Source organism: uncultured Arcobacter sp. (assembly GCF_937982575.1).
GTDB lineage: Bacteria > Campylobacterota > Campylobacteria > Campylobacterales > Arcobacteraceae > Arcobacter.
Genome location: NZ_CALJLR010000005.1, coordinates 1 through 25450, shown reverse-complemented (window position 1 = coordinate 25450; position 25450 = coordinate 1). Strand labels below are relative to the sequence as shown.

The following is a 25450-nucleotide window of genomic DNA, read 5'->3' as shown; positions in this document are numbered from 1 at the left end:
TTTTCTAAGAATTAAAATTTACTTTTTAAATGTAATAATAAATGAAGCCCCAGCTTTAATATTTTGAACTTCTAACCTAGCATCACTCTTTTCAACAATAATCTTTGACATATAAAGCCCAATACCTAATCCTTTATCTTTTGTAGTAAAATATGGTTCAAATATCTTTTCAAGTAGTTCATTTTTTATGCCACCAGCATTGTCGCTTATTTCTATTTTTATGGTGTCTTTTTTTGTATAAGTTTTTATTATTAGTTTTGCATTTATTAATTCTTTTTTTATAAATTCATCTTTTGCATTATTAAGAATATTAAAAAGCACTTGTAAAAATTCACCTCTATACGCTTTTATAGAGATATTATCATCTAAATTATACTCAATATTTATATTATGAGATTTAAAACTATCTTTTAAAAGATTTGTCACCTCTTTTATAGAAACACTTAAATTAAAAGATTCTTTTTGATTTGTATTTTTGAAAAAGTCTCTAAAATCATCAATTGTATCTGAGAGATATTTTATTTGAGAGTTTGCTAGTTTTGATTTTTTTTCAAAGTACTCCGGTGTTAACTTATCTTTTTCATATGCTGTTTTTATATTCATTAATATATATGAAATATGTGTTAGTGGTTGTCTCCATTGGTGTGCAATATTACCTATCATTTCTCCCATTGATGCAAGTTTACTTTGATATGTAAGGTTTTGTAATTGTTTTTGTGATAGCTGTAGTTTTCTATAAAATAGTGTAAAAAGTATTAAGAATATTGTTACCAGTACATATAATATATTTAAACTTATATAGACACTATGTTGTGCTTTTTTTCTTTGTTCAAATAGCAAGTTCTTAGTTTCTTTTAGGAGTTTATCTATACTATGGTTTATAGCAATATCTTGATATTTTAATTGAAAGTTAATGCTTTTTTGCAGTGTTTTAACCTTATTTAAAAAATTTATTAAAAAACTATTGTCTAATTCTAGATCATAATGCTTAACAACATCAATATTGTAAAAACTATTTTGTTCAATTTTTTCTAATATATCTATTCTTATATTATTGAGTTTATTTTTTGTCTGAATATCAAAGTTTAAAAGCTCATTATGTGATCTATCTAAAATAATGGAGATTGTTTGTTTATTTGTTGCTCTTCTGGCTTTGAATCTTTCTAACCAGATGATTTTTTTATTAAATTTAGTATATAAATCATCTAATGCTTTTATATAAGAGTTTTGAAATTTATTTAGTATTGCATCATTTTTTAATTTTTCAATAGATTCTAAACTTCTATCTATATCTTTATTTAAGAGATCAAAATTATTGACAGCACTATTACCTAAAATATAACTATTAAGTTTATTGTTTAGAGCTATAATTGTATTTATTTGATCATTGTGTTCAAAAAAGAGTTGCGTATATTTTTTATGTACAACAATTGTATAAATCATTAGGAAAAAAAGTATAAGTAAAGTTATCAAAACTATATAGATATTGTTTTTTATTAAATATTCTTTCATTCTATTATTGTTACTTTGCCACTTAAAGATTTTAAAAACTCTTCAATTAAAAAAGTTTCTTCTTTTGTTAGATCTAGACCCAATTGAGCTTTTGCAATTGAACTTATAGCTTCATTTAAAGTTTTTATCCGACCATTGTGTAAATATGGATATGTTAGAGCTACATTTCTTAATGTTGGTACTTTAAAATAGAATTTATCAAAATCGTTTTTTGTTATATTATAAAGACCTAAGTCTGGATTATATCCATTCTTAAAGGAATTATTATCTGTATTTTCATTTATCAAATTTTTTGCAATAGCTTCATTTGTTAAACCAAATTGGGCATACAGACCACCGCCTATATTTATACCATTATGGCAAGAAACACACCCTTTTTTATTAAAAAGTTCAAATCCTTTTTTCTGATTTTCAGTAATAGCATTTTTATTGCCTCTTAGATAATCATCAAATGCACTTGGAGTTATAAGTGTTTTTTGAAACTCTTCTAACGCATCACCAATATTTTCTTTTGTAATTCCATTTGAATAAAGAGCATTAAATGTCTTATTATAATAAGATTTTTTTCTCAATATTTTAATAAGGTTTTCAAAACTATTCCCCATTTCTATTGGATTGGTTATAGGAAATTGTACTTGATGGGTTAATGTTTTTGTTCTTCCATCCCACATTTGTCTAAAGTTGAATATTGAATTTAACACAGTAGGAGTATTTATGATTCCTTTTTGCCCTTTTATTCCATAAGAGAATTGAAGATTATCTACTCCAGCTAGGTCAAGGTTATGACAGCTTGCACAGGATATTGTATTATCCCTTGATAAAAGTGGGTCAAAATAGAGTTTTTTACCAAGAAGTGCTTTTTCTCTATCATATTTGATTGTTTCGGGCAGTGGTTGTATAGGTTCATTTGAATAAAGTGTTAAAAAAAACATTAATAACATCAATAAATATCTATACATTTTTTAGCCTATTAAATTAATTTGGTATCCAATACCAGATATATTTTTTATACTCTGTTTTGAAATTTTTTTTCTAAGTTCTCGCACAATAGCACGTAAAGAATCTTCAGTCATATAGCCATCCCAAACGTAGTTACTAAACTCATCATATTTTACTGCACGTTTAGAGTTTTTTATTAATAGTTCTAAAAAGTGTAATTCTTTCTTTGTAAGTGCTATTTGTTCTTTATTTAAAAAAAGTGTTTGGTTTAATATGTCAAATTTATATCCACCATAAATATTAAATATAGAAGACTTTTGGATAATATCATCTGTACAACTTTCAAGTACAGGTAATAAAGCATCTTCCATTATAGGTTTTACAAGATATTTTATAAGTCCAAGTTCTATTGCTTCAAGTAAATAAGAAGTTTCTAAAAATGCGGTAGCAATGACAATTTTAGTATTTTTATCACTTTTTCGTATCTCTTTTATCATCTCAATACCATTTAATTTTGGCATTTTTATATCTGTTATAATAATATCAGGCTTTAGCTCTTTATACTTCTCCAATCCATCTAATCCGTCATTTGCCTCATATACATTATCACAGTAAAAACTAAGATATTCAACAGCATCTTCTCTAATAAATTGTTCATCATCTATATATAATATTTTTATGTTTTTTAAATTTTTCATATAAATGCCCTTTTGAATAAAAGTAAAAATATAGTTCTATAATAATGGAATAAAGATTCTAAATCTTATTATATCTTATAGAATACAGAAAATGCTTATTCAATTATATATTCTTAATTTATTAGACTTAAAGTAAATTGATTATAGATAAAGCACATATTTAAGAGTACTTAATAGTAATTTAGATGGTGTTCGATACTGGATTTGAACCAGTGACCCCTACGATGTCAACGTAGTGCTCTACCCCTGAGCTAATCAAACATAGATTTTAATAATTGAGATATTAACTAAATATTATTTTGATTTAGCTTTTTGTATGTCATATGAATATTTATAAACCATAAAGTCATACATTGTAGTATTTTTATTTTTTGTAAAAAAAAGAAACATTTCTAAAAGTCTTAGTGTCATTCTAAAAAATGCAGTAAAGGGAACTAAATAAGAGATTATAATCTCTATTTTTCTATTAGGATAGTATTTATCAAACTCAAATTTTAACTCTTCTAAAAATCTAGTTTGCTCTTCTATCTCATCAACATTATTTGCTCTTATCACCCTAACAGCAAGCAGTAAGTTTGTAACAAACATTAAAGCATTTAAGTTCCAACCTAATATACAAATATCTAAATAACTCATTTTTTCTCCAAAGTCTATTATTATATCAAAAAAAATATTAGTTTAAAATGATATAATTTTGCATGAAATTAATAGATACAAATATAACTCAAGAATTAAACGAAGACTACTTAATTGAAACTCTAAACTTAAACAATAAAATCATTCTAGAATTGGGCTGTGGAGCTGCTTCAAAAACAATTGATATTGCAAGTAATGGTTTTGATAGGAAAGTTATTGCTTGTGAAGTAGATGAAATACAACACAAAAAGAATATTCAAAAAACTTATGAAAATATAGAGTTCAAACTTTGTGGGGCTGAAAATATTGATATGGAAGATGAAAGCGTTGATATGATTTTTATGTTTAAATCTTTTCATCATATACCTATAAATCTTATGCCAAAAGCATTAAGTGAAATAAAAAGAGTACTAAAACCAAATGGCTTGGTTTATATATCTGAGCCCCTATTTACTGGTGATTTAAGTGATATTATTGCTCTTTTTCATAATGAAGAACAAGTAAGAGTAGAAGCTTTTAATGCCATAAAAAGTTCAGTTGAGAAGGAAGAGTTTAAACTTTTTCAAGAGATATTTTTTTATTCACCTGTTACCTATAATGATTTTGAAGAGTTTCAATCAAAAATTATGAATGTAACATTTAACGATAACAAAATTTCAAAAGAGCTAGAAAAAGAAGTAGAAAAAAAGTTTAATAAATATATACAAAACAATAACCCAGTAACATTTAAAAAACCTTTTAGGGTTGATATTTTACAAAAAATTTAAGAAGAGAATAATGACACAAAACCAATACAATGAAAAAATAAATATATTAATATCTTGGGCAATAGCCTATTATGTAGAAGACAACCCTCAAGCAAGTGATGAAGAGTATGATAAGCTCTCACGTGAATGTTTAGCTTTTGAGCAAGAAAACCCTACTCTATCCCATCCAAACTCGCCAAATAAAAGAGTGGGTGGTTTTGTTTTAGAAGGCTTTGAAAAAGCTTCTCATCTGTCTCGTATGTGGTCTCAAGAAGATGTTTTTAATACGAATGAATTGGAAGATTGGATAAAAAGAGCCCATAAGGTTAATACAAATCTAGAATTTTATTGTGAACCTAAATTTGATGGGGCAAGCTTGAATCTCATCTATGAAAATGGAGTATTAAAACAAGCTATCACAAGAGGTGATGGAAGTATCGGAGAAGATGTAAGCAATAATGTTAAAACAATACACTCAATTCCTCTTCAAATAAAAGAACAATCTCTTATAGAAATAAGAGGTGAAATCGTTATCAAAAAAGCTGACTTTGAAAAGATAAATCAAGAGAGAGCAAAAAATGGCGAACAACTATTTGCAAACCCTAGAAATGCAGCAGCAGGAAGTTTAAGACAACTAGACCCTAATATTACAGCTAAGAGAAAACTATTTTTTAATGTTTGGGGAGTGGGACAAAACTCTTTAGATTTTGACAAGTACTCAGATATGATGGAATATATCTATTCACTAGGCTTTGTTCATCCTCCAATGACTACAAAAACTACAACAGTAGAAGGAATTGAAGAGTTATATCATAAAATAATAGCTTCAAGAAATAGCATAGAGATGATGCTTGATGGTATGGTAATAAAAATCAATGATATAGAAACCCAAGATGAGTTAGCTTATACAGTAAAGTTTCCACGATGGTCTTGTGCTTATAAATTCCCTGCAGTTGAGAAAACAACTACTATAAAAAATATAATCCAACAAGTAGGACGAACAGGAGTAATAACTCCTGTTGCAATTGTAGAACCAACTTTAATAGATGGTTCAACAGTTGAGAGAGCTAGTTTACACAATTATGATGAAATAGCAAGACTTGACTTAAGAATAAATGACCAAGTTATTATTATAAAAAGTGGAGATATTATTCCTAAGATTACTAAAGTCTTTACAGATAGAAGAGATGGAAGCCAAATAGAAATTCCTCGCCCAACAACATGCCCTAAATGTCAAAGTGAACTTTTAGATGAAGGTACACTAATAAAGTGTCAAAACCTTGACTGTCCTTCAATAATTGTAAACTCTATAATATATTTTGCAAGTAAAAATTGTATGAACATAGATGGATTAGGAAATAAAATTGTTGAAATATTAGTTAGAGAAAAGAAGATATATGACATACTTGATTTATACTCACTTAAATATGAAGATTTAGAAAACCTTGAAGGATTCAAAGAAAAAAAGATAAATAATCTTTTAAATGCCATTGAAAATACTAAAAATAGTTCATTGCATAGAGTTATAAATGCCCTTGGTATTGAACATATTGGAGAAGTCGCTTCTAAGCAAATATGCTTAGAGTTTGGATTAGGTGTGGTAACTGTTGATTTTGATTCTCTTGTAGCACTTGATGGTATAGGTGAACAAATGGCAAACTCATTTGTAGAGTTTATGAGAGTAAATAAAGAACTTGTTGGAAAATTAATTCAAACTATAAATCCAACAGTTGAAGAAAAAATAGAAGTAAGTGAAAATGCTTTTAAAGGTAAAACTGTTGTTATAACAGGAACTATGAGTGTAAGCCGTGGAGAGATAAAAAAACAACTTGAAGCTTTAGGTGCAAAGGTAAGTTCAAGTGTATCTAAGAAGACTGATTATGTAATATATGGCGAAGATGCTGGAAGTAAATATGATAAAGCTGTTGATTTAAATGTAAAAACCATAAATGAAGAAGAAATGAATAATATGATTTAGGTGTTACTTTTTAATAAAATTTTAATTTTACATCATCTCAAAATAAGTTTTTATTATATATTTATATATTTTTAGTCTATAATTAAGAGATATTTTACAAAAGGTTTTATATGAGTAATACAGTAAAAGGTGAGAAATCTCTTACAATGACAATGTTAATGACTCCTGATAAAGCGAACTTTAGTGGGCAAAATGTACATGGTGGAGAAATTCTAAAAATGCTAGACCATGTTGCATATGCATGTTCTGCTAGATATTCAGGTGGATATGCTGTTACCCTATCAGTTGATATGGTTTTATTTAAAGATCCAATAAAAATTGGTTCTCTTGTTACTTTTCATGCATCAGTTAACTATGTGGGAAGAACATCAATGGAGATTGGGATTAAAGTAATTTCTGAAGATATCAAAGACCACACAATCAAAAATACAAATGTTTGTTATTTTACTATGGTTGCAGTTGATGAAGATTGGAAACCAATATCTGTTCCAAAGTTAGAGCCAAAAACAGAAGATGAAAAAAGAAGATATAACGATGCAATCAAAAGAAGAGAGCAAAGAATGTCTTCAAAACACGCTACAAAAATATAATAAATACTCTTACAAAAGAAGCTTATGCTTCTTTTGAATCGATATACTCTTCGTAAGTACCTTTAAAGTCAACTATAGAACCATCATTTTGAATCGCAATAATTCTATTTGCATAAGCATCAAGTAATTCCCTATCGTGTGATACACAAATTACAGAACCTGGGTACTCTAAAAGTCCTTCACCCAATGCAATAATTGCTTCTAAATCCAAGTGGTTTGTTGGCTCATCTAGTATCATAAAGTTTGGTTGTTCTAACATAATCTTAGAAAGCCACATTCTATGTTTTTCCCCACCACTACAAGCACTTACTTTTTTCTCTTGTTCTTGACCATTAAATAGCATTCTTCCAAGACAGTTTCTTATCTCCGAAATATCTGCATCTCTATCGAAATCTCTTAGCCAATCATATAGTGTCATTTCACCTTTGATTATATCAGTTGCATTTTGAGGAAAATAACCATTTTGAATAGTTGCACCCCAAAAAACTTCACCACTATCAGGTTTTATATTTTCCATCATTATTTCACATAAAGTTGTTTTACCAATACCATTTGGTCCTATAAGTGCAATCTTATCACCCTTTTCAACTGTAAGTGAGATATCATTTAAAACTTGCTCTCCATCATATGACTTAGAGATATTTCTAACAGTAAGTAACTCTTTACCTACTTCTCTTTTTTGTCTAAAGATAATTGAAGGGTCTCTTCTACTTGAAACTTGAATAGCTCCAACATCTAACTTATCAAGTTGTTTTTGTCTAGATGTTGCTTGTTTTGCTTTTGATGCATTTGCACTAAATCTAGCAATAAATTTCTCTAACTCTTCTTTCTCTTTTAACTTTTTACTTACATCTGTTTGTTGCTGTTTTGCAATTAAAGTAGAAGCGATATACCAGTCATCATATGTACCACTGAACTCTCTAATTTGTTTGTAATCAACATCTAAGATGTGCGTACAAACTGCGTTTAAGAAGTGTCTATCATGTGAGATAACTACCATAGTTCCATCATGGTGTTGTAATTGATTTTCTAGCCATCCAATTGTTTCAATATCAAGGTTATTTGTAGGCTCATCTAAGAATAGTACATCAGGTTTTGGATATAAAACTTGTGCTAATAATACTTTGAATTTATTTCCACCAGTTAGTGTTGACATAAGTTCTTGATGTTCAGCAGCTGGAAAACCTAAATCTTCTAAGATTTTAGTAATTTTAACATCATATTCATAAGTTGGATCTTCTTCGCAACAAATTATTTCTAACTCACCTAATCTTTCACCTATTTCATCTGTATACTCTTCCATATAAAGTTTTTCTTTTTCTTTAATAGCATCGTATAATCTTTTGTTTCCAAGTAAAACTGTATCAAATAAACTATATGTTTCATAAGCAAATTGATTTTGACTTAAAGTTCCAACTTTTTTCCCACTTTGAACTTGTACTTCACCCTCTGTTGCTTCTTCTTCTCCAGATAAAATTTTTAAAAATGTAGTTTTACCAGCACCATTAGCACCAATTAAACCATATCTTTTCCCAGCATCTAGTTTTAGGTTTATTTCTTGAAATAAAACCCTTGCACCAAATGATTTTTTTAAATTGACTGTTTGAACCATATATTTTTCCTAATTGTTGTTTTAGTAATTCGCGATTTTAACTAAAGTAAACTAAACCGAAAGTAAAACGATTTAAACCTCTTCATCAAAAGCCAATTTTATAAGCTCTTTCTCTGTTAGTTCTTTTTTCTTATCATCATCACTAGGGTTTTTTATACAAAGTACTTTCTCTTTTAAATCGTTTAAATTGTATTTTGTTAAGTTTTTAAGCAAGGTATCTGTTACCATCTCTTGTTTTAAAGAATTATTATTTAGTAGTTTCGTGATACCATTATGCAGTTTTTTTCTTGTTGTTTCAAATAATTTTTCTTCATCAGTTAAAGTTACATATATTCTATCCAAGTATTCACAAACTAAATCACCTGCATATTTATATGTTGTAATTTTATTATAGACAAACTTTTGAGACTTGATATCAGGAAGTGATACATTTGTAAAAATTGAACCTTGAACTAAATTTAATCCCTCTAAACTATCTATTGGATTGTGTGAACAAATAAAATCATCTTTTACAATAGTAGGAGCATACTTTAAATTTGAAATATTATTTTTAAGAATAATATAGTTTCCTTGTACCTCTTTTGGTCCACCTTTTAATGAGTAAATTTCATTTTTAAAAGCTAAGAAATCACCCTTTACAACACTTGGACAACCTTCAAGGGAGGTAAGCTCATTGTCACTTATATCAAAATCCCCAGTTATTTCATTGAATTTTAAAGGTAGTCTTGAAAGGTTTGCCAATCTATCAGATAACTTTACTCTTCCTGTAACATCAACAGAGTTATCTTCTAAAATCTTATAGTTTGTAATATCATATTTATGTAACCACTTTTCAATATCTTCTCTGTTTTGTAAAGAGACAATAGGTTTATAAACATGTTCAACTACATCTTTACCTTTATATCTCCAAGTAGTTGTTTGCTCATCAAAACTATGAACTAAGTGATTCAATCTAACATCAGTAATTAAATCCCAACCTATTTCATCCGAGATACCATCTAAATCTTGTATCTCATTTCCATGACAAAGATAATCTTCACCAACAGTAATTGGTCCACCTTTTAATTCTCTCAAAATATTATGAGAACAATCAAAATATAAAGTTACGTATTTAGGACCACCCTTTAATGAGTGTATTTTATTTTCTGAACAATTAAAGTATCCCCTTACAGTTCTAGGACTTCCTTTGATTGTGGTAAGTTCATTGTTTGAACAATCTAAATAGCCCACTATCTCTTTTGGACAATAAGATAAATTGGCTAATTTATTAAATGAACAATTAAAATCATATACAGATATAGGAGATCCAATTAGAGATTCAATCATATTATGAGAACAATTAAAATCCCCAGTAACTTTTTCAGGACACCCTTCAAGTGATTTTAAAGAGTTATTACTAATATCAAAATAACCATCAACAACGTCAAAGGTCACAGGTAGCTTATCCCCAGTTAATTTTCCATTTAAATTAACATTTCCATGAACTGTTACTTTTAAATCTTTTGAAATAAAAAAATTACCAATGGAGTGTCTATCAAGCCATTTCTCAACATCAACTGAGTTTGTCATACTATACCTTATTTTGAAAGTTATTCTTTCTATTTGTATTTTATTATTTTTATTGTAAAAAAGCAATAAAAATAGATTAAATTAACTGTTTTATAAAGAACCTTAAAATATTATTTTTCTGGTCTATATACTTTTATATTGTTAAAATTTTTTGCATCTTTTAAATATTGAGCATGCAATTGACTCAAAATTCCCTTTTCACAATAAAATAAATACTCTTTATCTTGTGGAAGCTTTTCAAACTCTGATTTCAACTTATAAAAAGGGATTTTTATAGTCTCACAAGATGTCTCTATACACTCTGCATTTTGCCTAATATCTATTACAACATAATTACCACTTGAAATATCACTTACCGTTTCCATTTGACCTATATCTTTTATATCTTCATTTATCTCATCCACATTTATTTGAATAGCATTTTCTACTGCTTTATCCAAAATAGAATAATCAAATTTACTAGCCTCTTTTTCCATTCTTTCATAAGAGCCATGGGTAGTTGGGTTTTTAGAAATTACCCCACAATACTCAGGCATAGTTTCTGCAAATCTTTTTGTGCCAATCTCATTGGCTATATTTATAATATCTGGTTTATTCATAGTAGCAAGGGGTCTTAAAACAAGTTTATTTGTTGATTGGTCAATCAATGCCAAGTTTCGTAAAGTCTGACTAGAAACTTGTGCCACACTCTCACCTGTTAGAAGCGCATCTATTTTTAACTCATTGGCTATTTTTTCAGAGGCTTTTAACATAAGTCTTTTTAGTGTTACTCCCATATAGGTTTCATGTGTTGATCTAAATATTTCAGTAACTACATCATCAAAAGGAATAGATGTAAAAGTCACCCTATGTGAAGAGCCAAACTTACTCCACAAATAAAGAGCAACTTGTTTTACACCTATTTCATGTGCCACCCCGCCAAGATTGAAAAATACAAAGTGTGTTTTAATTCCTCTTTTCATAGTAAGGTATGAAGCTACAGTAGAGTCAAACCCTCCTGACATAAGTGACAAAATCTCACCTTGAGAGCCTAGTGGAAATCCTCCAAGACCCTTGTGTCTTAGTGTTATGATATTTAGTTGATTGTTTATTAGTTCAAGATTTATAGTAACTTCAGCATTTCGTAAATCTACGCCTTTGCTCAAACCTTTATTTTCATGAAGCATATATCCACCAACAGTCTGCTCAATCTGTGTAGATTTAAACTCATGTGTTCCTGAACGTTTTACTCTTACAACAAAACTTTTATCAATTATTTCTTTTGCCATATGTTCATTAACAATCTCTTTTATCTCATCAATTGTTGTGATTTTATCAAATTGTAATGCTTCTAAAACTAACTCAATTCCTGGAGTGTCTAGTAGTTTAATCCTAACTTCTGTAACAACATCAATAGGACAAACTACTTCTATCTTGTCAAAAAATTTTTTAGTTGTAATATCTGGTGAAATTCTTGTTAAGAGTTTTTGTAGGTTTCCATGAAGTCTTGCAACCATTTGTCTTTTAGCAGATGTCCCTTTTATCATTATTTCTGGGAATAGTTTTATTATAAATTTTTGTGTTTTTATTGGAGAAATATCCATTCGTCTATGAACCTTATTTTTAATTAAGCGCAATTATATCATAAGAATAATAATTGAAAATTAATATTTGATGGTAACATAATTCTTACATAATAATTAGATAGCATTATAAGAACAACTCAAGGTAAACAATGACTATTTTTTTAACTTTATTAGGAAAAATTCTTCCCTTATATTTTAGTATTATTTTGGGTTTTTTAAGTACTGCTATTTTAAAGTGCAGTAAAGATACTGTTGCCAAAATTCTACTTTTTATTTTAGCTCCACTAATTGTATTTAATGCAACTATAAATGTAAAACTTATCCCATCGGTTCTTTTTATGCCTATTTTCTTTTTTCTTCTAAGTTCAATTCTTGCTTTTGTTTTATTGATAGTTTTTAAAAAAGTATGGAGTGATAATACTTCAAATCTTTTAGCTTTTAGCACAGCTACTGGTAATACTGGAAATATTGGTATTCCACTTGCAATTTTATTTTTAGAGCCTAGATTAGTAGATGTATTTATCTTTACTGTTCTAGCTTCTATCTTATATCAAAACTCTGTGGGATATTATATAACAGCAAAGGGTTCTTTTAGTGCAAAAGATAGTTTAATAAAAGTATTAAAACTACCTGTAATATATGCTTTTATTTTGGGAATTATCTTCAACTTACTAGATATAAAAATGCCTACTATGTTCATGGACTATAGCAACTATTTAAAAGGTGCATATGCAATTTTGGGAATGATGCTTGTAGGTATGGGAATGGAAAATATCAAAACAGAGAACTCATTTGATAAAAAGTTTATCTCTTATGCATTGGGTATTAAGTTTATACTTTGGCCAGCACTTATTTTGATATTTATTTTTATAGATAAAAACTTTATACACTTTTTAAATGATGGTTTTTATATGGTGATGTTTTTGTTCTCTATCGTACCACTTGCTGGAAATACTGTAACAATAGCAACCTTACTAAATGTTAAACCCCTGAAGATGTCTTTAGCAGTTTTTATATCTACATTGGTATCTTTGTTTTATATACCACTTATGATATTTTTATATACAAATTAAATAAAGAGTAAAACTCTTTATTTAATAAACTCTACTATATCTTCAAATTTTTCTCTTAGTTGTGTTGATTGTTCATTAATTCTATATCCAAAAGGAAGTACACAAGTTAATTGGAATTTTGAAGTATCAAGACCTAATACTTTTTCTACACCATCTTTATCAAAACCTTCAATAGGACAAGAATCTATTCCTTTAACAGCACCTGCTGTCATCATATTTCCTAAAGCAATAAATGTTTGTCTTGCAGTCCATGCATAAATATTTTTATCACTGCTTAAAGTCTCTTTTAGATGTTCAGCATAAAGATTTAGGTAAAAATCATATTTTTCTTTTGGCATATCTCGTCTTGCAAATCTTTTTGCAGGGATTCCACTTTCAGGTTTTACTCCTTCAATCCCAGCTAAAACAATTACCAAATGAGAACAAGTTGTAACTTGAGGTTGATCCCAACAAAAAGGTCTGAGTTTTGCTTTTAACTCTTCATTTGTGATAACTAAAAACTTCCAAGCTTCCATACCAAAAGAAGATGGTGATTTTCTTCCAGCTTCAAGGATAAACTTCATATCCTCATCACTTATCTTTTTACTCTCATCAAAAATCTTACACGCATGTCTAAATTCCATAGCTTCCATAAAACTTTTTTCCATAATTATTCCTTTATATTGATTTTTCTAATATTTTTTCTACAACTGTTTTATCAATTGTTTCTCTATCACCAAATTGTGTAAATCCATGTTTTTCTAAAAGTGTTGTAACTTTTTTTGTAATCTCTTTATCCTCAGTATATGAAGAGATTTTTAAATCTATATTTAGTGATGAATATAAAGCTCTAATTTTTTCCACTACAACTAATGGGTCACTTGTATTTATCTTAAATACATTTTCTCCCATTTGTAAAAGCTTGTCTTTTTTTTCATCAGCTAGAATTGTAAGTAGATTTGGTTGAATAATAGCTAAAGTTCGTGCATGGTCTATGCCATATAAGCCACTTAATTCATGACCTATAAAATGTGTTGCCCAATCCTGAGGAACACCAAGTCCAATTAGTCCATTTAATGCTTGATTTGCAAGCCACATAAGGTTTGCATGCCAAAGGTCATCCCTTGATTCAAATGTCTTTGCAAGTTCAACTAAACCTCTTAAAAGTCCTTCACTATAATAGTCTTGTGCCAAAGCTCCATGGGGTTGGGTTAAATACTGTTCACATGTATGTACAAAAGCATCAACTACTCCATTTACTAGTTGTCTATCATCTAAACTTTTTAAAACATCTGGGTCTAAAATTGCAAATTGTGGGTATGAAAAAGGAGAATGAAAAAATCTTTTTTCATTTGTCTGTTTTTTTGTAATAACAGAACCTGTATTTGATTCACTTCCTGTTGCAGCTAAAGTTAAAACTGCACCTATTTTTAAAGCTTTTGTAGCTATAAATTTCCCATCTAATAAATCCCATCCATCACCATCATGATAATAAGCATTTGCAAGATATTTCGCACCATCAATAACAGAACCACCACCAACTGCTAATACAAAATCAACTCTGTTTTCTCTTGCATATAAAATAGCCTTATCTAAAGTCTCTTTTTTAGGGTTTGGTTCAATTCCTCCAAACTCAAACCAAGTATGATTTGATAAGGCATCTTTAACTTGAGTATAAACACCATTTTTCTTTATACTTCCACCACCATATAAAAATAAAACTCTATCTTCTTTTGATATTAGTTGTGATATTTTTTCTATTTTTCCTTGACCAAACTCTATTTGAGTTGGATTTATATATGAAAACTGCATATTATTCCTTTATAAATTATCTGTTTTTTCTAATGCTTTTAATCTCATTTTTTCAATTCTACTTTTTTTGTTAAATAATACAACGGCAACAAATGATAACAAGCAACCAAGTATAGTAGATAAAGCAATTTTTTCATCATAAAAAAAATAGCTTGATACAACTGCTCCAATAGGAACAATAAACATAAATACACCAGTATTATGGGCCCCTATTCTACTGGCACTTGCAAAAAACATTGCCATTGAAAATGTTCCTGATAGAAGTCCTACAAAAAGAATATTCCACCAAAATATTGAGTCATATAGAGCTATATCAAAAGGATGATAAGGTAAGGCAAATAACATATTTGTAAAAGATGTTACTCCTAAAAGAACCAAGGTATAAAACATTGGATCAACTCTATGGGATACTTTTTGAGTTATAATTGTTACAAAAGACCAAACAATTGCACACAATAAAAAATATATACTATTTATATTTAAAAAAGATAATCCTTCCATAGGAATACGAAGTAGTACAATAGCACCAAAAACACCAATTCCCAATGCTACAACTTGTTTTGAAGAGACTTTTGTACTAAATATTATCATAGATAAAAAATATGTAAGCAAAGGAACTAGTGACGTAACCATTGTGCCTCCATATCCCGCTTCTCCATGGGAAAGTCCTGCAAAAAAAAGATAAGAAAACAAGGCACTCAACAATCCACCTAAAACCATATAGATATATCCTACAAAGTCACTTTTTAGAGATCTTTTCATATAAAAAATAACAGGAATCATTCCAATAAAAGATATAAAATATCTCCAAAAAGATGAGACTTGGATATTTGAGTGTTCAACAGCTGCTTTTCCAGATGTCCAAGCAATACCCCAAAGTACCATGGCAATAAACATACCAACAAAATATTTAGTTTTATTCTCTTCTTGTGGCATTAAAAGGCTCTTTGATATGAGGAATCTATAAACTCTTTTTTACTAAACTCATTAGCAGCAATAAAAGTAAAATTTGGTGAACGCAACAGTTCTCTTCCATAAGCAACAAAATCACAATACAATTCTTCTAAAAGCTTTTCACCCTCTTGTGCTGTTGTGATTAATCCCACAGCAATCACTGGGATATTTACCTCTTTTTTTATCGCTTTTGCAAAATTTGCTTGGTACATAGGTTTTAATTCTATTGCTTTATTTGGTTTTTCTTGATTTCCTCCAGAGGAAACATGGATAGAATCAACCCCAATTTTTTCTAACTCTTTTGAAAGATAAATTGAATCAGTTATATTCCAACCTTCACTCATCCACTCATCTGCACTTATTCTTACAATTAAAGGTAAATCAACTTTTTGCTTTAACTCTTTTGCTATTTCTAAAAGTAATCTACATCTGTTTTCTAAACTGCCTCCATAAATATCATTTCTGTGATTACTCAAAGGAGATAAAAACTCACATAAAAAATACCCATGAGCTCCATGAAGTTCTATGGCATCATAATTAGCACTTTTAGCTCTAAGAGCTGCTTTTATAAACAGTTCTTTTATCTCATTTATATCTTCAAGTGTCGCAGCAATTGGCTTTTTGAAAGGTTTGTTTTCACTAAAAGCTATTGAACTTGGTGCAAGAGGAGTTTCATCTTCAACTGTACATTTTCTACCAGCATGTGCTAATTGAATAGCAGTTTTTGCTCCAAAAGAGTGCATTTGTTCATTTAATATTTTGTGTGATTCTATTAAAGAATCATTCCAAAGACCTAAATCATTTGCAGAGATTCTTCCTCTTGGCTCAATAGCTGTTGCTTCAATAATAATAAAACCAACTCCACCAATAGCTCTACTTAAATAATGCCCCTTGTGAAAAGTCTTTAATTCACCACTATTATCACTTTTATACATACACATAGGAGGCATAACAATTCTATTTTTTAGCTTCAAATCTCCTATTTGTCCCTCTTGGAATAATAAATTCATAAAAACTCCTTTAGATATCTACTTTTTCTAACTTATTAATTGTCAAGAGTTCAATTTTATCTTTGATAGTAGCTACAAAAGAGAGAAAATGTTCTTTTTTTTCATGTGCTGATAATAATTCTTGGTTCTCCCAAGTCTCTACAAATGTAAAGCTATTTTCATCATCTAAATCTTTATGTAAATCATATTGAATACATCCTACATCAAATTTATGAGTAGCTTTATACAAGTTTTTAAGTTCATTAAAAACTACATCTTTAAAACCATCTTTTACTTTTATTGTCGCTACAATTACTATGTTTTTCATAATGTTTCCTTTTGATTTTCAAATTTAAATCTTGTTTTGTATAGTTTTTTAAATTATATTTTACAAAAAGTTTTTAGTCAATATTTTCTCAAATATACCTAATTGAGAATTTAAATCCAAGTCACCTTTAAAAATATCATGCACTGAATATGTTTCTAACTGTTTTGCTCCACAAAATTGAAATGTCTTATGTACGGCATAATTTGCTTCATCTAAAGATAAACCTTCAAAAAAACCATCTTTATTATCAAATTCACTTATTGGACAGTTATATGTAAGACTTAGCATATATTTTTTGTCGTTCATTAATCCACCACTTCCATATTTTTTACTAGCATCTTCTCTACTTCTTCCATCACCAGCATATGTTACTTTCCCTGCCCCAGTTGAAAAAATTTCATCAACATATTTTTTTGCTTTCCAAGGTAAGCTCATCCAATAAACAGGATATTGAAAAATTATATAATCTGCCCAAGCAAACTTTTCTACTTCTTCGTTGATATCATACTCTTTATCTACTGTACTATGTTTTATAGTAAAGCCATTTTTTGATAAAAACTCATCTGCTTTATTTATATAACTTCTAGTTAGATTTCCTTCTGCTATATCTTTATAATATTGATGTCCATTTATTATTAATACATTTTTCATTTTTTCTCCTAAAAACTTATTTAAAAATTATATAGCTTGTAAACTTAATTTACCCTTACTTTACTTTAGGTAAGTAATACACTTTTATTTAGTTTATGATATAATTATTCCAAGAAAAGGATTTATGATGTATTATATAAATGATAAAGAATATAAGTGTTCAGTTGCTGTTACACTTGACATATTTAATGATAGATGGAAGTTAGGCATTATTTGGCATCTATTAGATTCGGATATGAGATTTAAAGACTTACATGAAACCGTAAGTGAAATCACACAAAAAACATTAACTATTAAACTAAAAGAATTGGAAGAAAAAAATATTATTCATAGAGAAGTTTATGCTGAAGTTCCACCAAAAGTAGTATATAGTCTTACTGACTGTGGAAAAAAACTAAAACCTGTATTAGAAGAGATGTACAAGTGGGGAATCGCTTATGTTGGAGAGTGTGGAAAAATCACAGATGAAAATCCATGTGAAACAACACTTTGTAAGCAAAATTAATGAATACCACACAATTTTATAAAGAATTAGAAGAGATAAAAGATTTTTCTCAAATTATGGATGATAGTAACTATTCTAAGATACCTGAAAATTGGTATGTTTTGGTTTCTGATATAAAAGGCTCTACAAAAGCTATAGAAAAAGGTATGTACAAAAAAGTAAACTTTGTAGCTGCTCTTGCAATAATAGGTGTTTTAAATATTGATAAAAATTCAGAATTTCCATATATATTTGGTGGTGATGGAGCTAGTTTAATTATACCTCCACATTTACTAGATAGAGCAAAAGTTGTACTCTTAGAAACTGCAAAAAAAGCAAAAGACGTATTTGAGTTAGACTTAAGAGTGGGAGTTGTGAGTGTAAAAGAGATAAAAGAAAAAGGCTCTTTTATTGAAATCACTAAATTTAGAGCCACAAAAGATTACACTCAAGCAATAGTAAGAGGCAATGGACTTGAACTTGCTGAAGATCTTTTAAAAAAAGAGTATAAAACTTTTAAAATAGATGAAAACTTTACATATGACTATCTTCCTGATTTTGATGGATTAGAGTGTCGTTGGGAAGATATTAAAAGTCCTAAAGAGGAAACAATTGCCTTATTGATAAAAAGTACAAACCTCGAAAAATCAAATGTTATTTATCAAAATGTTTTAAATAAAATAGACGAAATAGCAGGTTCTCAAACCCAAAGAAATCCTATAAAAGAGATAAATCAACTTAATGTTTCATTTAATCCAAAAGTTTTAAATACAGAGGCTTCACTCTCTTCTTTAAATATTTTTTCTAAATTTTTTGCGATAATAGGGATTATTATTGAAAATTTACTTGGAGTTTTTCTTATGAAGTTTTCTATTGGTAAATGGGGTGATTATAAAAATAGAATCATGAGAACTACAGACACAGAAAAGTTTGATGATATGCTAAGAATGGTAATTTCAACAGATAAAATACAAACAAAAGAGCTTGAGGATTATTTAGAAAAAGAGTATCAAGATGACTATTTAGTCTATGGTATACACAAATCAGACTCAGCATTGATGACTTGTCTTATTTTTGAGCGACATGGTAAACATATTCACTTTGTAGATAGTTCAAATGGTGGATATGCTCTTGCATCAAAAGCATTAAAAGCAAGATTAAAAGCAAAAGAATGAAAAATGCATTGTAGTTAATTATACGATAAAATAAGGATATCTATGAGTAAAAAAAGTAAACTTCCATTTGATCCAAATGCCTTTGATTCAATAACTACAATTGGTAATATAATTGAGGATTTTCCAAAGTTACATTCTATGGATTTTTCAAAAGTTAGTCTCAATGATGAGCTTACAAGACTAAATTATGAGATAACATCACCAGAATATAAAGATTTTGAGTATAGTGATATAAAAGATTGTTATGAATATGAAGTGGATAAAATAGTTTAATACTATTTTATCCCAAATGTTTTTCTAAAGCCTCTTTAAAAGGCGCTCCCAATACTTCACAAGATATAGTTTCTTGTATAAAATCAAGATTTTCTTTTGGGTTTGCTTTTGCATTGTTTAATTTTTCAATTGTTAGATTTGGAAATAATCTTTCAACAAGTTCTACACTATTCGTTTGTTTTACAACACCCTCTTCTATAACTTTTGCATACCATCCTGTATATCCATATTTGATTACAGTTTTTAGCATCTCTTTTGTTTTTGTATTTATATTTAATACATTACAAGGTTCTCTTGGCTGTGTTACTTGAACAACAGCATCTCCTAGCTTCAGAATATCTCCTACACAAATATCTTCTTCAGTAATTTCTGATACAAGTAAGTTTTCACCTAAAGGTGATATATCTTTATAGTCTAAATTTATATTTAGTACTTCATTTAATTTTTCATAAGTTAAAGAAGAGTAAAAAAGTACCGCTTTATTAGGTCCACCATGATATTTTTTATTAACTTGGTCATCACCTTTAAAACCTATTTTTGTAAGATATGACTCTTCTACAATTTTTTTATTTATAGCTGACTGTATTACCTTTTCTTTATTCTTTAACTCTTTTGCTTTTCCAACTTTAAGTGAAATTATTTTTGCTATTGTTTTCATATAAACCCAAGAATTTAATTTTTTAATAAATATACCACAAAAAAGATAAAGTGACATTATGTTAGAGTTCTGCAAAATTGTTTTATCGGATATTATAAATGTTTAAATTAATTATATTAGGAATTATTGCTGGTGCATTTTTTAGTACTACATTTGTTTTAAATGAACTTATGAGTATATCAGGTGGACATTGGCTTTGGTCTGCAACACTTAGATACTTTTTTATGATAATATTTTTAGCTCTTGTTTTGATATTCCAAGGTGGAATTCAAAGAGTTATTGATGTATGTAAACTATACCTTAGTAATTATATTTTCTGGACAATAAGCGGAACAGTAGGATTTGGATTTTTTTATGCCTTGATTTGTTTTAGTGCTGATTTTTCTCCTGGTTGGGTAATAGCTGCCACTTGGCAATTTACAGTTGTAGCTACTCTTTTTGTGTTGATGTTTTTTGGTAAAAAATTTCCTAAAAAGATTTGGTTTTTTTCAATTATAATATTCGTTGGAGTTTGTTTAGTAAATCTAGCTCATATGGAAACATTTGATTTAAAAGCTCTATTGTTAGGTGGATTTCCTATTCTTATTGCCTCTTTTTGTTATCCAATAGGAAATCAACTTGTATGGGAAGCAAAGAATGGTGAACATAAAAATGTACCACAAATTAAATCAAAGCTCTTAAACAATGCTTTTAATAAAGTATTTTTACTCTCTCTTGGCTCTTTACCATTGTGGTTTGTTTTAATAGCTATTATTCAACCAAGTGCACCAAGTGACTCTCAAATAATGAATACAGCCTTTGTAGCTCTATTCTCAGGTGTATTTGCAACTTCAATATTTTTATATACTAGAAATATCGCTAAAAATTCAAACGAACTTGCAGCAGTTGATGCTACACAAGCTACAGAGGTAGTTTTTGCATTGATTGGTGGAATGATATTTTTAGGAACAGGCTCTTTAAATCTAATCGCTATGGTAGGACTTGTACTTATAATGGCAGGACTATTTTTATTTACAAAATATCAAGCATATTGATATTTTGTAAGGTTTTTATTTTATAGAGATATAAATCTCTATCTCATCTTCTTTAACATATTTTTCAAAATCTATACTATATTTTCTTTCATATTCACTATTGTTTTCAAAGTATTCCCAAATCTCAGCCCAAGTTTGTAAAACCATATCAGGAAGCTCACCTTTGTTTGAAAATACTAAATATCTTTCATCTTTAATAACAATAGCATTTTTAGGTTTTGTAACTTCAACACCCACAGTTACTGTATAGTCACCATTTACATCACTTGTATAGTCAGTATAAACACCATACATATATTTACTATTTGCTTTATTAAAAGTACTTCCATAAACATTTTTCTCAATATAATCTTCCCACAACTGAGGAATTTTACCATCTTCTGATTCTAATTCGAACTTGTTATTTGTAGTTGTACTAAGACCTGAAATCATTAGGTCTTTTACTTTTGTTACTTTCATTAAAACTCCAATTTTATTTATTATCTAATTGCATAGAAAAATTAATCAACTCTTCATCGCACCTTTTTACATGGTTCATTTTTACTTGCTTAAATCCAAATTTTTCAAAAAATGGCTTAGCAGTAATACTTACATCAACTTTTATTTTAGATATATTATTATTTTTTGCTATTGATAAAACATGTTCCATTAAACTTTTTCCTACACCCATACCTTGATACTGATGATGAATATAAAAACAGTCAATATAATCTTCATAAAACTCTACAAAGCCTACTAACTTGTTTTGAATAATAGCTAAATATGGTTTCGTTTTAGCTACTTTTTTTTCCCAAATTTCAAAATCTATATTTGGATTTGCCCATGCATCAAGTTGGGCTTGGGTGTAATCTTTATTGCAAGTTTTATGAATAGTGTTTGTAAAAAGAATAGGAATATCTTTTTTAAAGTGGTGGTCATACTCTATTATTTCTATCTTCATTGTTTATTGCTCATTACAAATTTCAATACCCATTTTTAAAAATCCTGTAAAAGCAGCATTGTCAAAGGATAGTGGTCCTGAAACTTTTGATTTAATAGTATCTAATACTTTTGAATACTCTTTATAAAACTCATAAGATGGTCTTGGTTTATATATCAAGTCTGGTATCTCCAAATACTTTATGATATTTTTTGTAGTTGTGGGTTTAATAAAATACTCTGTTTGCCTATTTATACTATAAGGTACAAGAGTAACCAAAGTCCACTTTGCCATACCAAACTCAGCTAAAAACTCCACAAGCCCTTCAAAACCATTTTTCTTATTTCCATGCAACAGTTCATAAAGTTCGATACTCAGCATATCTTTTTCATATGAAGTCAAAGCCTTAATCACATCACGAAGTTTAACCTTATCAAAAAGTGATACCATAACTGATTTTTGGATAGTTTTAAAATATGCCTCTGCTATAAAATGAGGGTCTGAAAAATTCTCTTTTTGAAAAGCATCTTTTGCATAGGCTTCTAGCTTTTCAGGGTTGAACTTTTTTATAAGTTTAATTAACTTCTCATCCTCAAAGCCCTTTGGATAGGCATCAAAAAATTCAGACTCTACATCTTTTAGTTTTTCTGTGTTCATTTTTACAAAAACCTTTTAATTATAAATATAACTTCTACTTACTAAACCGCAATTTTAAATTGGTTCTTCACTATAAACTTATAAAATCCATATTTCTTTATATTAGGTTTATCCTTAACATAACCTGCTAATATCTTTTTATTTTCTTCTGTTTTTTGAGTTAAACACTTCTTAGATAATCTAGCAAAATCTAAAAGCCTTTCATAATGTTCTTCCAATAAATCTATTCTACAACTACTCATTTTCTCATTATTATCACAATTACCTATTCCATAAAATTCTATTGTTTTTTCTGCTTTTGCTTTTTTATATTCATCTAAATCTTTTCTTGGATTAAGAATTAAAATTGACTTACCCTTTGTAGTATTAATAAACTGCAATTCAAAAAGTTCGTAAATATCATCATGTAAAGGATTAGCAATAAGTGGCTTTTCATTTGTCAACTCAGACTTATTTTTAGCCCGTATTCTATTTTGACCATATAATGGAAAATCAGTTTTCTTATAGGTACTATTACAAACAGGGCACATTAACATGTAATTTTGATAACAACACTCCAAAAATGGGTATAAAGTTTTATCTTTTGGTCGATAATGGTCAATATGAGAATATTCATCTATTAATTTTTCACAAATAGGACATTTAGAATTAGTAAATTCTAAAAAAGCTTTTTTAAAAACTTTCCATTTACATTCACTCACTCCAGTGCAATCTCCATCAAGTTCCTTATGGTTAAACTCTGTTAGAGCTTCTTGGAAAAGTTTATCTACATAAATCTCTCTCATATCTATCATAAAGATTCCTCAAAATCCTTTAATAAATCATCTATTTCATCTTCACTCATCTCATCTAATTTTTCAAATTCTATATCTTTATGTTCTTTTATAAATTTTAAGAACTGAAAGTATCCTCTATTGTAAATAAAGTTTGTTGCAACTGTTTCACTTAATTTATCTTCTAAACTTTTTAGTTCATCCTCTTGTTCATCTGTTAATTCATCTAAAAGCTTTATCTTAGTAAATTTTGATAGGTTTTTTTGCATCTCTTCACCTACTAAAGAATTTACTCCAAAATATTTTAAAAGTACCATTCCAACATCAATATTTTTAGTACCTGAACCTTTTTGAGCTTCTAGCTTTCCATCTATTTCTTTAATAATAGTTATTTCATCTTCGTTTCTATCTAATATTGACATAGGATTATGGGTAGTTAAAATAAATTGAATTTTCGGAAAAGTATCTAGTAGTTTAGATACAATATTTGATTGCCATTTTGGATGAAGATGTCTATCAAACTCATCTATTAAGATAACACCTTCTATTGTTTCAGGAGTTTTTCCTATCCCTAAAATTCTTACTAAAATATCTGTTATAAGTAAGATATTATTTCTATATCCTTCACTTAAGTTTTCTAATTTAAAAATATTTTTATTATTGTGTTTAAAAAAATACTTTCCTTTATCATATACTAGCTCATATTCATCTTGTAAATTATTTATAGTATTTATAAATATTTTTTTTACCTCTTTTGCTCTTCGTGTATCAATTCTTTCAAGTTCATTTAAAATACTTTTTGGATTATGAAACTCATCTACATAATCTTTAAAAATAGAGTTTGTAAAATTATTTGTAATCTTTTTTTCTAAAATATCTGAAACCAAATCATTTACTTCAAGCTTGTATTTTGTAAAGATATTTGAACCATATGATAAAACAAAAGGAGAAAGTATAATATTATCTATTGTTCTTTCTTGAGATGTTATTTTAACACTCTTTTTATATTCATCTATCGTTAAATCAATATTAGCACTATCTTTACTTTTTGTTATGTAGTTTGGATACTTTTCATTTGATTCTCCACTATAATTCTCTTCTAAAAGTCCTAAAGTAAGTGCTTGTAATAAAGATGTTTTTCCTGAAGAATTTTCCCCTATTATAATATTTATATTTGGTGAAAACTCTATTTCAAAATCTTTTAAAAGTTTGAAGTTTTCAATTTTTGCTTTTTTAACAAAAGGTGCAATACTAAAGCTTGAATCAATAAAGAATTTTTTATACGAAATAGACTTTAAATTATTATAAAAAAGTTTTGTACTTTTATTTATATTAGAAATCCTATTCCCTAGTTTCAAAGAAATTCTTAGTGCTTTTTCAAAGTACTCTCTTTCTTTTACTAACTCATTTACCCTATAATAATAAAAACCTAAATTATTGTAAGACTCTGCAGTATCAGCATGATTTTCTCCTAATACTTCCAATCTTATCTTTAATGCTTTATCATAGTACTCTTTTGATTTCTCAAAATCATTTATCCTATCATAATAAACGCCTAAGCAATTATAAGAGTCTGCCGTATCTGCGTGATTTTCTCCTAATACTTCCAATCTTATTTTTTGTGCTTTATCATAGTACTCTTTTGATTTCTCAAAATCATTTATCCTATCATAATAAACGCCTAAGCAATTATAAGAGTCTGCCGTATCTGCGTGATTTTCTCCTAATACTTCCAATCTTATCTTTAATGCTTTATCTAAGTACTCTTTTGCTTTTTCAAAATCATTTATTCTATCATAATAAACGCCTAAGCAATTATAAGAGTCTGCCGTATCTGCGTGATTTT

27 protein-coding genes and 1 tRNA gene are annotated in these 25450 nt (G+C 28.3%); 8 read left to right on the top strand and 20 right to left on the bottom strand.

The genetic code is table 11. The features are described 5' to 3' along the window. Positions 1-18: 18 nt before the first annotated feature. The 5 genes from Q0617_RS03610 to Q0617_RS03590 all read right to left on the bottom strand — a co-directional run bounded on the left by Q0617_RS03610 (position 19) and on the right by Q0617_RS03590 (position 3785). Positions 19-1443 carry an ATP-binding protein gene (locus Q0617_RS03610; protein ID WP_298750582.1) on the bottom strand — a complete coding sequence of 475 codons (1425 nt, stop codon included), beginning with the start codon at positions 1441-1443 and terminating at the stop codon, positions 19-21. A gap of 65 nt (positions 1444-1508) precedes the next feature. After that, positions 1509-2471 (bottom strand): cytochrome-c peroxidase, encoded by a 963-nt coding sequence (locus tag Q0617_RS03605; RefSeq protein WP_298750580.1) that lies wholly within the window; start codon positions 2469-2471, stop codon positions 1509-1511. Between the two features lie 3 nt (positions 2472-2474). Next, positions 2475-3149, bottom strand: a complete 675-nt coding sequence (locus Q0617_RS03600) for a response regulator (RefSeq protein ID WP_298750574.1) — start codon at positions 3147-3149, stop codon at positions 2475-2477. A 186-nt stretch (positions 3150-3335) separates the two neighbouring features. Continuing rightward, positions 3336-3410 (bottom strand) — tRNA-Val (locus Q0617_RS03595). 33 nt (positions 3411-3443) lie between these two features. Further along, on the bottom strand, positions 3444-3785 hold the full coding sequence (locus Q0617_RS03590; protein WP_298750572.1) for a hypothetical protein: 342 nt from the start codon (positions 3783-3785) through the stop codon (positions 3444-3446). A gap of 62 nt (positions 3786-3847) precedes the next feature. Between Q0617_RS03590 and Q0617_RS03585 the strand changes: the two genes are divergently transcribed. The 3 genes from Q0617_RS03585 (at position 3848) to Q0617_RS03575 (ending at position 7099) form a co-directional block, all read left to right on the top strand. After that, complete coding sequence (locus tag Q0617_RS03585) at positions 3848-4552, top strand: class I SAM-dependent methyltransferase (protein ID WP_298750570.1); 705 nt, start codon at positions 3848-3850, stop codon at positions 4550-4552. A gap of 10 nt (positions 4553-4562) precedes the next feature. Next, positions 4563-6509, top strand: coding sequence for an NAD-dependent DNA ligase LigA (gene ligA, locus Q0617_RS03580; RefSeq protein ID WP_298750568.1), 1947 nt, complete (start codon positions 4563-4565; stop codon positions 6507-6509). 110 nt (positions 6510-6619) lie between these two features. Next, positions 6620-7099: an acyl-CoA thioesterase gene (locus Q0617_RS03575; protein ID WP_298750566.1), complete on the top strand. Its 480-nt coding sequence runs from the start codon at positions 6620-6622 to the stop codon at positions 7097-7099. A gap of 22 nt (positions 7100-7121) precedes the next feature. On the opposite strand, the gene Q0617_RS03570 is transcribed toward Q0617_RS03575, so the two are convergent. From Q0617_RS03570 to thiI, 3 genes are all read right to left on the bottom strand, one after another. Beyond that, positions 7122-8711 (bottom strand): ATP-binding cassette domain-containing protein, encoded by a 1590-nt coding sequence (locus Q0617_RS03570; protein ID WP_298750564.1) that lies wholly within the window; start codon positions 8709-8711, stop codon positions 7122-7124. A gap of 72 nt (positions 8712-8783) precedes the next feature. Next, positions 8784-10280, bottom strand: a complete 1497-nt coding sequence (locus Q0617_RS03565) for a hypothetical protein (RefSeq protein WP_298750561.1) — start codon at positions 10278-10280, stop codon at positions 8784-8786. A 110-nt stretch (positions 10281-10390) separates the two neighbouring features. Continuing rightward, positions 10391-11863, bottom strand: a complete 1473-nt coding sequence (gene thiI / locus Q0617_RS03560) for a tRNA uracil 4-sulfurtransferase ThiI (protein WP_298750559.1) — start codon at positions 11861-11863, stop codon at positions 10391-10393. A gap of 131 nt (positions 11864-11994) precedes the next feature. Between thiI and Q0617_RS03555 the strand changes: the two genes are divergently transcribed. Beyond that, on the top strand, positions 11995-12918 hold the full coding sequence (locus Q0617_RS03555; RefSeq protein ID WP_298750557.1) for an AEC family transporter: 924 nt from the start codon (positions 11995-11997) through the stop codon (positions 12916-12918). A 17-nt stretch (positions 12919-12935) separates the two neighbouring features. Here Q0617_RS03555 and Q0617_RS03550 read toward each other — a convergent pair whose 3' ends face one another. The 6 genes from Q0617_RS03550 to Q0617_RS03525 are packed head-to-tail and all read right to left on the bottom strand — an operon-like array spanning position 12936 to position 17631. Then, a complete protein-coding gene (locus Q0617_RS03550) occupies positions 12936-13565 on the bottom strand; it encodes an NAD(P)H-dependent oxidoreductase (RefSeq protein WP_298750555.1) in 630 nt (209 codons plus the stop codon). A gap of 10 nt (positions 13566-13575) precedes the next feature. Next, on the bottom strand, positions 13576-14709 hold the full coding sequence (locus Q0617_RS03545; protein ID WP_298750553.1) for an iron-containing alcohol dehydrogenase: 1134 nt from the start codon (positions 14707-14709) through the stop codon (positions 13576-13578). A gap of 9 nt (positions 14710-14718) precedes the next feature. Beyond that, the gene (locus Q0617_RS03540; RefSeq protein WP_298750551.1) at positions 14719-15645 is read right to left on the bottom strand and encodes a DMT family transporter; all 927 of its coding nucleotides are present in this window, start codon (positions 15643-15645) and stop codon (positions 14719-14721) included. Beyond that, a complete protein-coding gene (locus Q0617_RS03535; protein ID WP_298750549.1) occupies positions 15645-16673 on the bottom strand; it encodes an NADH:flavin oxidoreductase/NADH oxidase in 1029 nt (342 codons plus the stop codon). The genes Q0617_RS03540 and Q0617_RS03535 overlap by 1 nt, the downstream gene beginning before the upstream one ends. A gap of 10 nt (positions 16674-16683) precedes the next feature. Further along, positions 16684-16980, bottom strand: coding sequence for a putative quinol monooxygenase (locus Q0617_RS03530; protein ID WP_298750547.1), 297 nt, complete (start codon positions 16978-16980; stop codon positions 16684-16686). Positions 16981-17040: 60 nt separating this feature from the next. Then, complete coding sequence (locus tag Q0617_RS03525) at positions 17041-17631, bottom strand: NAD(P)H-dependent oxidoreductase (RefSeq protein ID WP_298750544.1); 591 nt, start codon at positions 17629-17631, stop codon at positions 17041-17043. A gap of 127 nt (positions 17632-17758) precedes the next feature. On the opposite strand from Q0617_RS03525, the gene Q0617_RS03520 reads away from it, so the two are divergent. Genes Q0617_RS03520 through Q0617_RS03510 form a run of 3 tightly spaced genes read left to right on the top strand, consistent with a single transcriptional unit; the run spans position 17759 to position 19563 of the window. Beyond that, a complete protein-coding gene (locus Q0617_RS03520; RefSeq protein ID WP_298750543.1) occupies positions 17759-18136 on the top strand; it encodes a helix-turn-helix domain-containing protein in 378 nt (125 codons plus the stop codon). Next, positions 18136-19290: a DUF3095 domain-containing protein gene (locus Q0617_RS03515; RefSeq protein ID WP_298750541.1), complete on the top strand. Its 1155-nt coding sequence runs from the start codon at positions 18136-18138 to the stop codon at positions 19288-19290. The genes Q0617_RS03520 and Q0617_RS03515 overlap by 1 nt, the downstream gene beginning before the upstream one ends. Before the next feature lie 42 nt (positions 19291-19332). Next, entirely contained in the window at positions 19333-19563 is a 231-nt protein-coding gene (locus Q0617_RS03510) for a hypothetical protein (protein ID WP_298750539.1), read from the top strand. Positions 19564-19570: 7 nt separating this feature from the next. Here Q0617_RS03510 and Q0617_RS03505 read toward each other — a convergent pair whose 3' ends face one another. Continuing rightward, positions 19571-20221, bottom strand: a complete 651-nt coding sequence (locus tag Q0617_RS03505; RefSeq protein ID WP_298750537.1) for an MOSC domain-containing protein — start codon at positions 20219-20221, stop codon at positions 19571-19573. A 98-nt stretch (positions 20222-20319) separates the two neighbouring features. Here Q0617_RS03505 and Q0617_RS03500 point away from each other — a divergent pair, with 98 nt between their 5' ends. Continuing rightward, positions 20320-21255 (top strand): multidrug resistance efflux transporter family protein, encoded by a 936-nt coding sequence (locus tag Q0617_RS03500; RefSeq protein ID WP_298750535.1) that lies wholly within the window; start codon positions 20320-20322, stop codon positions 21253-21255. Between the two features lie 15 nt (positions 21256-21270). Here Q0617_RS03500 and Q0617_RS03495 read toward each other — a convergent pair whose 3' ends face one another. The 5 genes from Q0617_RS03495 to Q0617_RS03475 form a co-directional block, all read right to left on the bottom strand. Continuing rightward, positions 21271-21714, bottom strand: a complete 444-nt coding sequence (locus Q0617_RS03495) for a GyrI-like domain-containing protein (protein ID WP_298750534.1) — start codon at positions 21712-21714, stop codon at positions 21271-21273. A gap of 13 nt (positions 21715-21727) precedes the next feature. Then, positions 21728-22195 (bottom strand): GNAT family N-acetyltransferase, encoded by a 468-nt coding sequence (locus tag Q0617_RS03490; protein WP_298750532.1) that lies wholly within the window; start codon positions 22193-22195, stop codon positions 21728-21730. A gap of 3 nt (positions 22196-22198) precedes the next feature. After that, positions 22199-22831 (bottom strand): hypothetical protein, encoded by a 633-nt coding sequence (locus Q0617_RS03485; RefSeq protein ID WP_298750529.1) that lies wholly within the window; start codon positions 22829-22831, stop codon positions 22199-22201. A gap of 41 nt (positions 22832-22872) precedes the next feature. Continuing rightward, the gene (locus Q0617_RS03480) at positions 22873-23625 is read right to left on the bottom strand and encodes a hypothetical protein (RefSeq protein WP_298750528.1); all 753 of its coding nucleotides are present in this window, start codon (positions 23623-23625) and stop codon (positions 22873-22875) included. Continuing rightward, the coding region (locus tag Q0617_RS03475) for a tetratricopeptide repeat protein (RefSeq protein ID WP_298750525.1) at positions 23622-25450 on the bottom strand (1829 nt) is incomplete at its 5' end. The genes Q0617_RS03475 and Q0617_RS03480, both read right to left, overlap by 4 nt.

Excerpts from the sequence above, each read along its gene's own strand:
- Q0617_RS03610 (WP_298750582.1), bottom strand. The coding sequence starts at position 1,443 with ATGATTTATACAATTGTTGTACATAAAAAATATACGCAACTCTTTTTT.
- Q0617_RS03605 (WP_298750580.1), bottom strand. The coding sequence starts at position 2,471 with ATGTATAGATATTTATTGATGTTATTAATGTTTTTTTTAACACTTTAT.
- Q0617_RS03600 (WP_298750574.1), bottom strand. The coding sequence starts at position 3,149 with ATGAAAAATTTAAAAAACATAAAAATATTATATATAGATGATGAACAA.
- Q0617_RS03590 (WP_298750572.1), bottom strand. The coding sequence starts at position 3,785 with ATGAGTTATTTAGATATTTGTATATTAGGTTGGAACTTAAATGCTTTA.
- Q0617_RS03585 (WP_298750570.1), top strand. The coding sequence starts at position 3,848 with ATGAAATTAATAGATACAAATATAACTCAAGAATTAAACGAAGACTAC.
- ligA (WP_298750568.1), top strand. The coding sequence starts at position 4,563 with ATGACACAAAACCAATACAATGAAAAAATAAATATATTAATATCTTGG.
- Q0617_RS03575 (WP_298750566.1), top strand. The coding sequence starts at position 6,620 with ATGAGTAATACAGTAAAAGGTGAGAAATCTCTTACAATGACAATGTTA.
- Q0617_RS03570 (WP_298750564.1), bottom strand. The coding sequence starts at position 8,711 with ATGGTTCAAACAGTCAATTTAAAAAAATCATTTGGTGCAAGGGTTTTA.
- Q0617_RS03565 (WP_298750561.1), bottom strand. The coding sequence starts at position 10,280 with ATGACAAACTCAGTTGATGTTGAGAAATGGCTTGATAGACACTCCATT.
- thiI (WP_298750559.1), bottom strand. The coding sequence starts at position 11,863 with ATGGATATTTCTCCAATAAAAACACAAAAATTTATAATAAAACTATTC.
- Q0617_RS03555 (WP_298750557.1), top strand. The coding sequence starts at position 11,995 with ATGACTATTTTTTTAACTTTATTAGGAAAAATTCTTCCCTTATATTTT.
- Q0617_RS03550 (WP_298750555.1), bottom strand. The coding sequence starts at position 13,565 with ATGGAAAAAAGTTTTATGGAAGCTATGGAATTTAGACATGCGTGTAAG.
- Q0617_RS03545 (WP_298750553.1), bottom strand. The coding sequence starts at position 14,709 with ATGCAGTTTTCATATATAAATCCAACTCAAATAGAGTTTGGTCAAGGA.
- Q0617_RS03540 (WP_298750551.1), bottom strand. The coding sequence starts at position 15,645 with ATGCCACAAGAAGAGAATAAAACTAAATATTTTGTTGGTATGTTTATT.
- Q0617_RS03535 (WP_298750549.1), bottom strand. The coding sequence starts at position 16,673 with ATGAATTTATTATTCCAAGAGGGACAAATAGGAGATTTGAAGCTAAAA.
- Q0617_RS03530 (WP_298750547.1), bottom strand. The coding sequence starts at position 16,980 with ATGAAAAACATAGTAATTGTAGCGACAATAAAAGTAAAAGATGGTTTT.
- Q0617_RS03525 (WP_298750544.1), bottom strand. The coding sequence starts at position 17,631 with ATGAAAAATGTATTAATAATAAATGGACATCAATATTATAAAGATATA.
- Q0617_RS03520 (WP_298750543.1), top strand. The coding sequence starts at position 17,759 with ATGTATTATATAAATGATAAAGAATATAAGTGTTCAGTTGCTGTTACA.
- Q0617_RS03515 (WP_298750541.1), top strand. The coding sequence starts at position 18,136 with ATGAATACCACACAATTTTATAAAGAATTAGAAGAGATAAAAGATTTT.
- Q0617_RS03510 (WP_298750539.1), top strand. The coding sequence starts at position 19,333 with ATGAGTAAAAAAAGTAAACTTCCATTTGATCCAAATGCCTTTGATTCA.
- Q0617_RS03505 (WP_298750537.1), bottom strand. The coding sequence starts at position 20,221 with ATGAAAACAATAGCAAAAATAATTTCACTTAAAGTTGGAAAAGCAAAA.
- Q0617_RS03500 (WP_298750535.1), top strand. The coding sequence starts at position 20,320 with ATGTTTAAATTAATTATATTAGGAATTATTGCTGGTGCATTTTTTAGT.
- Q0617_RS03495 (WP_298750534.1), bottom strand. The coding sequence starts at position 21,714 with ATGAAAGTAACAAAAGTAAAAGACCTAATGATTTCAGGTCTTAGTACA.
- Q0617_RS03490 (WP_298750532.1), bottom strand. The coding sequence starts at position 22,195 with ATGAAGATAGAAATAATAGAGTATGACCACCACTTTAAAAAAGATATT.
- Q0617_RS03485 (WP_298750529.1), bottom strand. The coding sequence starts at position 22,831 with ATGAACACAGAAAAACTAAAAGATGTAGAGTCTGAATTTTTTGATGCC.
- Q0617_RS03480 (WP_298750528.1), bottom strand. The coding sequence starts at position 23,625 with ATGATAGATATGAGAGAGATTTATGTAGATAAACTTTTCCAAGAAGCT.